General features: G+C 71.7%; 8 protein-coding genes. 6 read left to right on the forward strand and 2 right to left on the reverse strand.

Features of this window, described 5'->3' with window-relative positions:
* Nucleotides 1-119: 119 nt before the first annotated feature.
* From ACFT4A_RS08500 to dnaG, 5 genes are all read left to right on the forward strand, one after another.
* A complete protein-coding gene (locus ACFT4A_RS08500; protein ID WP_382827137.1) occupies nt 120-890 on the forward strand; it encodes a sirohydrochlorin chelatase in 771 nt (256 codons plus the stop codon).
* Nucleotides 891-1,071: 181 nt separating this feature from the next.
* The gene (locus ACFT4A_RS08505) at nt 1,072-1,422 is read left to right on the forward strand and encodes a hypothetical protein (RefSeq protein WP_382827139.1); all 351 of its coding nucleotides are present in this window, start codon (nt 1,072-1,074) and stop codon (nt 1,420-1,422) included.
* A 46-nt stretch (nt 1,423-1,468) separates the two neighbouring features.
* Nucleotides 1,469-2,746 (forward strand): deoxyguanosinetriphosphate triphosphohydrolase, encoded by a 1,278-nt coding sequence (locus tag ACFT4A_RS08510; protein WP_382827141.1) that lies wholly within the window; start codon nt 1,469-1,471, stop codon nt 2,744-2,746.
* 134 nt (nt 2,747-2,880) lie between these two features.
* Nucleotides 2,881-4,146, forward strand: coding sequence for an NAD(P)/FAD-dependent oxidoreductase (locus ACFT4A_RS08515; RefSeq protein ID WP_382827143.1), 1,266 nt, complete (start codon nt 2,881-2,883; stop codon nt 4,144-4,146).
* A gap of 29 nt (nt 4,147-4,175) precedes the next feature.
* Nucleotides 4,176-6,098, forward strand: a complete 1,923-nt coding sequence (gene dnaG, locus ACFT4A_RS08520; RefSeq protein WP_382827145.1) for a DNA primase — start codon at nt 4,176-4,178, stop codon at nt 6,096-6,098.
* 6 nt (nt 6,099-6,104) lie between these two features.
* Here the strand turns inward: dnaG and ACFT4A_RS08525 are convergent, their stop codons facing one another.
* The gene (locus ACFT4A_RS08525) at nt 6,105-7,100 is read right to left on the reverse strand and encodes a nucleotidyl transferase AbiEii/AbiGii toxin family protein (protein ID WP_382827147.1); all 996 of its coding nucleotides are present in this window, start codon (nt 7,098-7,100) and stop codon (nt 6,105-6,107) included.
* Complete coding sequence (locus tag ACFT4A_RS08530; RefSeq protein WP_382827148.1) at nt 7,097-7,717, reverse strand: hypothetical protein; 621 nt, start codon at nt 7,715-7,717, stop codon at nt 7,097-7,099. Before ACFT4A_RS08530 ends, ACFT4A_RS08525 begins: the two co-directional genes overlap by 4 nt.
* A gap of 138 nt (nt 7,718-7,855) precedes the next feature.
* Between ACFT4A_RS08530 and ACFT4A_RS08535 the strand changes: the two genes are divergently transcribed.
* Nucleotides 7,856-9,133 carry an RNA polymerase sigma factor gene (locus ACFT4A_RS08535; RefSeq protein WP_382827149.1) on the forward strand — a complete coding sequence of 426 codons (1,278 nt, stop codon included), beginning with the start codon at nt 7,856-7,858 and terminating at the stop codon, nt 9,131-9,133.
* Nucleotides 9,134-9,212 lie beyond the last annotated feature (79 nt).

Raw genomic sequence — 9,212 nt, forward strand, 5'->3', positions numbered from 1 at the left:
CGAGGACGTCCGATCGGCCCGTCCGGTTCACTGCCCGGTGCCGCCGATGGTGAACCGCCGGAAAACACCTGTGACCCCCACGCAACGGGGAGGCAACGTGGCGCCGCGACCATCGGTACATGCCCAGCCAGCTCAGCCTCGTCCCGCCGACCGCGGCCCGCCGCCCGGTCCCGCCCGCCCTCGTCGTCGTGGCGCACGGCAGCCGCGACCCGCGCGCGCTGAGCACGGTCCGCGCCCTCCTCGACCGGGTTCGCGCGCTGCGCCCCGGCCTGCCGGTGCACCTCGGGCACATCGAACTGAACGCCCCTCTGCTCCCCGACACGCTCGCCGCCCTCGGGGACACGGAAGCGGTCCTCGTCCCGCTCCTCCTCAGCCGCGGCTACCACGTCAAGCGGGACATCCCCGAGATGGCCGCGGCGGCCCGGGCCCGCACCCGCGTGGCGGCCCCCCTGGGCCCGCACCCCCTCCTGGTGGACGCCCTCCAGTCCCGCCTCACGGAAGCCGGCTGGGGCCGCACCCCCCGCAGCTCCAGCGCGGTCGTCCTCGCCGCGGCGGGCTCCCGCGACCCGGACGCGAAGCGGGACACCGCCCGCACGGCCCACCTCCTGGCCTCCCGCCTGGGCGTCCCCGTCCTCCCCGCCTACGCCTCGGCCTCGACCCCCACGGTCCCCTCGGCCGTCCGCACCCTCGCCGCCCGTGGCCGCCCCCACATCGCCCTCGCCTCCTACTTCACCGCCCCCGGCCGCTTCGCCACGGAGTGCACCCGATCGGCCCCCTGGATCGCGGCGTCCCCCCTCGGCACCCACCCCGCGATGGCCCAGCTCCTCCTCCACCGCTACGACGAGGCCCTGGCGACGTCGCCCGCCGTCCCGCACCTGGCCTCGGCCTGAGACGTCGCCTCGCCCGGCACGGACGGCGTAACCGGCGCGAGTGGACGCATCGCCAAGTAAATGTGAACTGAGTGCTGATGAAACCCATGCTGCCGCCGCATAGCGTGCATCGCATACGCCAGTGAGCGATGCATCGCGAAAGGAAATCGGATTCAGCATGGTAAGTCGCAATCGAACGGTCATGGGCGTCCTCGCATCGAGCGCCCTGCTGATTCTGACGTTCGCCACTCCGGCACAGGCGGACGGCGCGGTAAGGACCCTTGCGTGGGGTGATCTGAAAGCGGGTGCCGGGCGAGCGCTCTTCAAGAGCAAGGGTGACCGTCTCACCGTCATCGACTATGCCGACGACGGCCGCAGTGTCTCGGTGTCCATCGGTGGCAAGGATTTCGCGTACTACGATCCGGATGGGCTCTCGGGTCGAGAATTCAACCTCGACTTTCCCGAAGGGAAAAAGCTGGTGCTCGGTATCTGCCTGAAACACGGCGACCATTACGAGGACGGCACCTGCACCCGCACCACGGTCAGGGCGTAGGCCCGACGGCGGAACCCGGTGTCGCACGGGCGCATACTGTCGACACATGGACGGCACCGCACAACACCCCCCGGCCTACGACCCGACGTCAGTCGACCGCTGGGCCCAAGAGCCAGACAAACGCCCCGGCCGCACCGCCTTCCAGCGCGACCGCGCCCGAGTCCTCCACTCCGCCGCCCTGCGACGCCTCGCCGGCAAAACCCAAGTGGTGACGCCCGGCACCATGGGCCCGGCCTGGGACGCCAGCCCTCGCACGCGTCTCACCCACTCCCTGGAATGCGCCCAGGTCGGCCGGGAACTCGGCGCGGCCCTCGGCTGTGACCCGGACCTCGTGGAAGCCGCCTGCCTCTCCCACGACCTGGGCCACCCGCCCTTCGGGCACAACGGCGAACAGGCCCTCAACGAGTTCGCGGCGGACTGCGGCGGCTTCGAGGGCAACGCCCAGTCCCTCAGGCTCCTCACCCGCATCGAGCCCAAGCGGTTCACCCCCGAGGGCTCCGTCGGCCTCAACCTCACCCGTGCGGCCCTCGACGCCGCCACCAAGTACCCCTGGCCCCGAGGCGCCCACCCCACCGACCCGGCCTCACCCAAATTCGGCGTCTACGAGGACGACCGCCCCGTCTTCGACTGGCTCCGCAAGGACGCCCCCGGCACCCGCACCTGCTTCGAGGCGCAGGTCATGGACTGGGCCGACGACGTGGCCTACTCGGTGCACGACGTGGAGGACGGCCTGCACGCCGGCCACATCGACCCGAACTGCCTGCACGCCGACCCCGAACGCCAGGACGTCTTCGAGGTCGCCCGCGGCCGCTACGTACCCTCCGACACCGACCCCGCGGAACTCGCCGAGGCCCTGGACGGGCTCCTCGCCCAGGAGTGGTGGCCGCACGGCTACGACGGCACCGCCGTGGCCCAGGCCCGGCTGAAGGACGCCACCAGTCAGCTCATCGGCCGTTTCTGCCTGGCCGCCGAGTCCGCGACCCGCGCCGGGTACGGCACCGGACGGCTCACCCGGTACGCCGCCGAACTGGTCGTGCCCCGGCGGGCCCGGATGGAGTGCGCCGTCCTCAAGGCCGTCGCCGACCTCTACGTCATGCAGCGCGCCGAGCAGGAACGCCTGCGCGCCGACCAGCGCGTCGTCGTGGCCGAACTGGCCGAGGCGCTCACCGCCCGCGCCCCCGACGGCCTGGACCCGCAGTTCCGCGCCCTGTTCGACCAGGCGCCGGACGACCGTGCGCGCAAGCGGGTGATCGTCGACCACATCGCCTCCCTCACCGACACGTCGGCCCGTTCGCTTCACGCCCGTCTGACGGGGCAGGCATGAGACTGACGCGACGCTCGGGACGTGAGCACCCCCGAATGTGACCCTCCGTGGCCTGATCGGGTCACTCCCTCTTCCCGCATCACGCTCCGTGCGGGACGCTCGCAAGTGGCGACACCGTTACGAGGAGGCATCAAGTGGTCGACGCGGATCAGACATTCGTCATCGTCGGAGGCGGACTGGCAGGCGCCAAGGCAGCCGAGACGCTCCGCACGGAGGGCTTCACCGGCCGCGTGATACTGATCTGCGACGAACGTGACCACCCCTACGAGCGCCCGCCCCTGTCCAAGGGCTACCTCCTCGGCAAGGAGGAACGCGACAGCGTCTTCGTGCACGAGCCCGCCTGGTACGCGGCCAACGACATCGAGCTGCACCTGGGCCAGACCGTCGACGCGATCGACCGCACCGCCAAGACGGTCCGCTTCGGCGAGGACGGCACCGTCGTCCGCTACGACAAGCTGCTCCTGGCGACCGGCGCCGAGCCCCGCCGCCTCGACATCCCGGGCACGGACCTGGCGGGCGTGCACCACCTGCGCCGCCTCGCCCACGCCGAACGGCTCAAACACGTCCTGACCAACCTCGGCCGCGACAACGGCCACCTCGTGATCGCGGGCGCCGGCTGGATCGGCCTGGAGGTCGCGGCGGCGGCCCGCGAGTACGGCGCGGAGGTCACGGTCATCGAGCCCGAGCCGACCCCGCTGCACGGCGTTCTCGGCCCGGAGCTCGGCGGGCTCTTCGCCGAGCTGCACCGCGAGCGCGGCGTCCGCTTCCACTTCGGCGGCCGGCTCACCGAGATCGTCGGCCAGGACGGCATGGTCCTCGCCGCCCGCACCGACGACGGCGAGGAGCACCCGGCGCACGACGTCCTGGCCGCGATCGGCGCGGCCCCCCGCACCCACCTCGCGGAGGCGGCCGGCCTGGAGATCGCCGACCGCGCCCACGGCGGCGGCGTCAAAGTCGACGAGCGGCTGCGCACCTCCGACCCGGACATCTACGCGGCCGGCGACGTGGCCTCCTTCCACCACGCCCTCTTCGAGACCAGCCTGCGGGTGGAGCACTGGGCCAACGCGCTGCACGGCGGACCGGCGGCCGCCCGCTGCATGCTCGACCGCGCGGTGACGTACGACCGCGTGCCCTACTTCTTCTCCGACCAGTACGACCTGGGCATGGAGTACTCCGGCTGGGCGCCCCCGGGCACCTACGACCAGGTGGTGATCCGCGGGGACGCGGGCAAGCGCGAGTTCATCGCCTTCTGGGTGAAGGAGGGCCGCGTCCTGGCCGGGATGAACGTCAACGTGTGGGACGTCACAGACAAGATCCAGCACTTGATCCGCACCAAGGCCCAGGTGAACACCGAGTCTCTGGCGGACCCGCACGTTCCGCTGGAAAACCTGGCGCCTTAGGCCCCCTCCGGCCCCCGTAGAATTCACGCGTGGCTGGACGGATCAACGACGAGGACGTGAAGGCGGTACGGGACGCGGTCCCGATCGACGCCGTGGTGTCCGAGTACCTCCAGCTGCGCAACGCGGGCGGCGGGAACCTGAAGGGTCTCTGCCCGTTCCACGACGAGAAGTCACCGTCCTTCCAGGTCAGCCCCAGTAAGGGGCTGTTCCACTGCTTCGGCTGCCAGGAGGGCGGCGACACCATCACATTCGTGATGAAGATCGACCACCTCTCCTTCTCGGAGGCGGTCGAGCGCCTGGCCGGCCAGGCGGGCATCACCCTGCGCTACGAGGAGGGCGGGTACAACCCCTCCCACCAGCGCGGCGAACGGATCCGCCTGGTCGAGGCCCACAAGATCGCCGCGGAGTGGTACGCGGAACAGCTCGCGACGTCCCCCGAGGCCGACACCGGCCGGGTCTTCCTCGCCGAGCGCGGCTTCGACCAGGCCGCCGCCGTCCACTTCGGCGTCGGCTACAGCCCCCAGGGCTGGGACCACCTCACGCGCTTCCTGCGCGGCAAGGGCTTCACCGACAAGGAGCTCCTCCTCTCCGGGCTCTCCCAGGAGGGCCGCCGCGGCCCCATCGACCGCTTCCGCGGCCGTCTGATGTGGCCCATCCGCGATATCGGCGGCGAGGTCGTCGGCTTCGGCGCCCGCAAGCTCTACGAGGCGGACAACGGCCCCAAGTACCTCAACACGCCCGACACGGCGATCTACAAGAAGTCCCAGGTCCTCTACGGCATCGACCTGGCGAAGAAGGACATCGCGAAGTCCAGCCGCGCGGTCGTGGTCGAGGGCTACACGGACGTCATGGCCTGCCACCTCGCCGGCGTCACCACGGCCATCGCCACCTGCGGCACGGCCTTCGGCGGCGACCACATCAAGATCCTCCGCCGGCTCCTCATGGACAACGGCTCGGCCCGTGTCATCTTCACCTTCGACGGCGACGCCGCCGGCCAGAAGGCGGCCCTGCGCGCCTTCGAGGACGACCAGAAGTTCGCCGCCGAGACGTACATCGCCATCGCCCCCGACGGCATGGACCCCTGCGACCTGCGCCTCGCCAAGGGCGACGAGGCCGTGGCCGACCTGGTCGAACCCCGCACCCCGCTCTTCGAGTTCGCGCTGCGCCAGATCGTCGCCCGCTACGACCTCGACACCCCGGCGGGCCGCGCCGCCGCCCTGGACGAGGCGGCCCCCGTCGTCGCCCGCATCAAGAACAGCGGCGCCCAGCACGAGGTCGCCGTCCAGCTCGCCGGCATGCTCGGCATCCTCGACACCCAGTTCGTGGTCAAGCGCGTGGCCCAACTGGCCCGCTGGGCCCGCGACCGCGGCGGCAAGGGCCCGGCCCCCGACCGGCACCAGCAGGCGTCACGGCAGTACGCCTCCACCCAGCCGTCCGCCGCCCCCCGCGGCCCGGCCCTCAACCTCCGCAACCCCGTCTTCGCCACCGAACGCGAACTCCTCAAACTGGCCCTCCAGCGCCCGGAACTGGTCTCCCCGGCCTTCGACGCCTACGGAGCCGACGAGTTCACCGCCCCGCCCTACGCCGCCGTACGCATGGCCATCCTGGACGCGGGCGGCGCCGAACTGGGCGTCGCGGACCCCCAGGACTACCTGGTCAAGGTCCGCGAGGCCGCCCCCGACGACGCGGTCCGCGCGATGGTCACCGAACTGGCCGTCGAGGCGATCATGCTCCACAAGGGCGTGAAGGGCGTCGACGAGCCCTACGCCGGCGCCCAACTGGTCACCGTCCGCCGCCGCGCCGTGGAGCGCCGCATCCGCGACATCACCGGCCAGCTCACCCGCGTCGCCACCCAGGGCGACCCGGCCCAGCTGGCCGCCGTCCAGAACGAACTCTGGGTCCTCCAGCAGTACGACCAGACCCTGCGCGAACACGGCGCCGCCGCGCTGTAGACCGGGTCAGGCCCCGGTCCCCTCGAACGTCGGGGTCACGGCCCGCACCAACCGTTCGGCGAACGCCCTCTCGTCGTTCCTGAACCGCGGATACTCCTTGACGAAGTGGTTCCACTCCACGTACCCGACCGCCTCCACCACGTCCTCCAGAAGGATCTCCTCGCGGTACGGGTACGGCCACTCGCCCGACAGCCGGAACACCTCGTGCAGCAGCTCGCGGCGCAGCGGATGCCGCTCGGCCAGGAGCACGGCGTCGTACAGGTCCTTGCCCTGCGCGTACATGTCGTTGATCACCCACATCAGCTTCCACGCCAGCGACAGCTCGGGCGTCGCCGCCTGCACGATCGCGCCGCCCGGCAGCTCGACCGGCTCGGGCTCCGCGGGCAGCCGCTCGTTGAAGACGAAGTCGAGCTGGACGTGCCCGCCGGGCAGCCCGGGCGCACTCCACGGCAGCAGCACCCGACGGCCCGGCACCCGCTCGTAGGTCCAGATGTCCTCGACCACCGCGCCCCGGGCCGAGATGCCGACCTCGCGCCCGCGGGCGTCGGCCAGTGCCTGCGCGGCCTCGGCGATCCCGCTCAGCATCCGGTCCGTACGCCCGTCGTCGATCCGCCAGGTGTGCGGTACGACGACGAAGTCCAGGTCCCCGGGCTCGCGGGCGGCGTCCCCGAACCACACCGACATCAGCACGCTGCCCCGCAGCACCAGCGAGTCCACCCACTCCGAGTCGGCGATCGCGGCCGGCACCAGGTGCAGGGCCCGGCGGCGGGCCGCCCGCCATGCCTCGCCCCGGGCCGGGTCGGCGAAGCGCGGGTCGGTGGCGCGGTAGGCGTTCTGGTAGTGCTTCAGGGCCGGGTCGAAGACCGGGAGCTGCACGACGTCGTCCCCCGGCACCGGCCGGAGCGACTTCGGCAGCTGCTCGGCCCTGCGGGTGGCGTCGTCCAGGGGCTCACGGGGAATCTCCGTGTTCGTCCAGCCGAAGTCCTGCCACGTCTGTTTCATTCCGACACCCCCACCGGCTCCCCGAGCCATCCGTCGTCCACCGACACATCACTGTCGTGCAGCACGAACTCACGCTCCACCCGCAGCACTTCGAGGCCGGCGAGCGCCGACAGCAGCCCCTCCAACGCCAGCCCGGCGCCCTCCGCGTCCACCCCGTGGCACCGCTGGGTCACGAACCGCTCGTGCCGGGCCGCGTCCCGCACCCGCCGGGCGTTCCACGACAGATGGGCGCCGTGCGGCAGCACCCGGGCGGCGAGATCCGCGAGGTCCGTGTCCGGGGCGAGCAGCAGCTTCACATGGTGTTCGAAGTACCGTCCGTCCGCGCACGGCCCAAGCGGCACCTCCGGCGCCCACGGCGACGACTCGATCTTCACGCGCACGGGCTCGAAGCCGTCCGCCCGCAGGCGCGCCGTCACCTCCCGCGCCCGCCGGGACTCCTCGGCGTACGACGCGGAACCGGCCAGGGTGAGCATCGGCTGGTCGCGCATCCGGCCCCGGGCCAGCACGATGTGCGTCAGCTTGAGACCGGCCTCGGCCGCCCACCGGCCCAGCCGTTCCGCCGCGCCGGTACCGGAGCAGCGCACCGTCACATGTGTTTCGTACAGGGAAGCGGACACCCGCGGATCGTGCCAGATCAGTGGTGGCAGAGGCACCCGGGTTTCCGGGGAGGGTCACCGCGCGGTCACGTCCCGGACGCAAAAAGTCATCGCACGCCCCTCGTGGCGACGATGTGTCTTCCCCCACACTGGGTTGCGGTGCCTGAGTCCTCGGAGCGCGGCCGATCCGTCACCCACGGGTCCCAGACCCCCGCGGTTCCGCTCATCGCGTACGGGACGGAAAGCGGCGAGGCCGTCGACTCCGCCCCCGAAGTACCGCTGCCGCCCACCTTGGCAGCGATCATCCTGGAGGTCGCCCCCGTGCAGACCCAGACCCTCACCCAGACCGACGCCGGTGCCGCGCCGGACGCGGAGGCCGACACCCTCCCAGCGGTGCCGGCGCAGAGCCTCGTCGTGCACCACCCCGAGGCGGAACCGGAGCCGGAGGAGCCGCCCGCCGAGGCCATCGAGACGGCCGAGGCTCCCGAGGCCGTCGTGAGGCCGCCTGCCCGCACCGAGAGCGGCAGTCCCTCCTCGGACCTGTTCCGCCAGTACCTGCGGGAGATCGGCCGCATCCCCCTGCTGACCGCGGCCGAGGAGGTCGAACTCGCCCGCCGTGTCGAGGCCGGTCTGTTCGCCGAGGAGAAGCTGAGCAACACCCCTGATCTGGACAGCCAGTTGGCGCTGGATCTCGACCGGATCGTCGTCATGGGCAGGATGGCCAAGCGCCGGCTCATCGAGGCGAACCTGCGGCTCGTCGTGTCCGTGGCGAAGCGGTACGTCGGGCGCGGGCTGACCATGCTCGACCTCGTCCAGGAGGGCAACCTCGGCCTCATCCGGGCCGTCGAGAAGTTCGACTACGCCCGCGGCTACAAGTTCTCCACCTACGCCACCTGGTGGATCCGCCAGGCCATGTCCCGCGCCCTGGCCGACCAGGCCCGCACCATCCGGGTCCCCGTCCACGTCGTGGAACTCATCAACCGGGTCGTACGGGTGCAGCGCCGGATGCTCCAGGAACGCGGGTACGAGCCCACGCCCGAGGAGGTCGCCGCGCACCTGGACCTGGCGCCGGAGCGGGTCAGCGAGGTCCTGCGGCTCGCCCAGGAGCCGGTGTCGTTGCACGCGCCGGTGGGCGAGGAGGACGACGTCGCCCTCGGCGATCTCATAGAGGACGGCGACGCGACCAGCCCCGTGGAGTCGGCCGCGTTCCTGCTCCTCAGGGAGCACCTGGAAGCGGTCCTGTCGACCCTGGGGGAGCGGGAACGCAAAGTCGTCCAGCTCCGTTACGGGCTGGCGGACGGCCGCCCCCGCACGTTGGAGGAGATCGGCCGCATCTTCGGCGTGACGCGGGAGCGGATACGGCAGATCGAGTCCAAGACCCTCAACAAGCTGAGGGACCACGCCTTCGCGGACCAGCTGAGGGGTTATCTGGACTGATGCCGTCCGCGGGCCCGGTGGGGGCCGATCGCGCAGTTCCCCGCGCCCCTGGAGGGGCGCGAGCCGCACGTCCTCAAGG

The sequence above is a fragment of the Streptomyces sp. NPDC057099 genome, from assembly GCF_042671245.1.
In the GTDB taxonomy this organism is placed as follows: Bacteria; Actinomycetota; Actinomycetes; order Streptomycetales; family Streptomycetaceae; genus Streptomyces; species Streptomyces purpurascens.

Coding starts and splice junctions, on each gene's coding strand:
- ACFT4A_RS08505 (WP_382827139.1), top strand. CDS start 1,072: ATGGGCGTCCTCGCATCGAGCGCCCTGCTGATTCTGACGTTCGCCACT.
- ACFT4A_RS08525 (WP_382827147.1), bottom strand. CDS start 7,100: ATGAAACAGACGTGGCAGGACTTCGGCTGGACGAACACGGAGATTCCC.
- ACFT4A_RS08510 (WP_382827141.1), top strand. CDS start 1,469: ATGGACGGCACCGCACAACACCCCCCGGCCTACGACCCGACGTCAGTC.
- ACFT4A_RS08500 (WP_382827137.1), top strand. CDS start 120: ATGCCCAGCCAGCTCAGCCTCGTCCCGCCGACCGCGGCCCGCCGCCCG.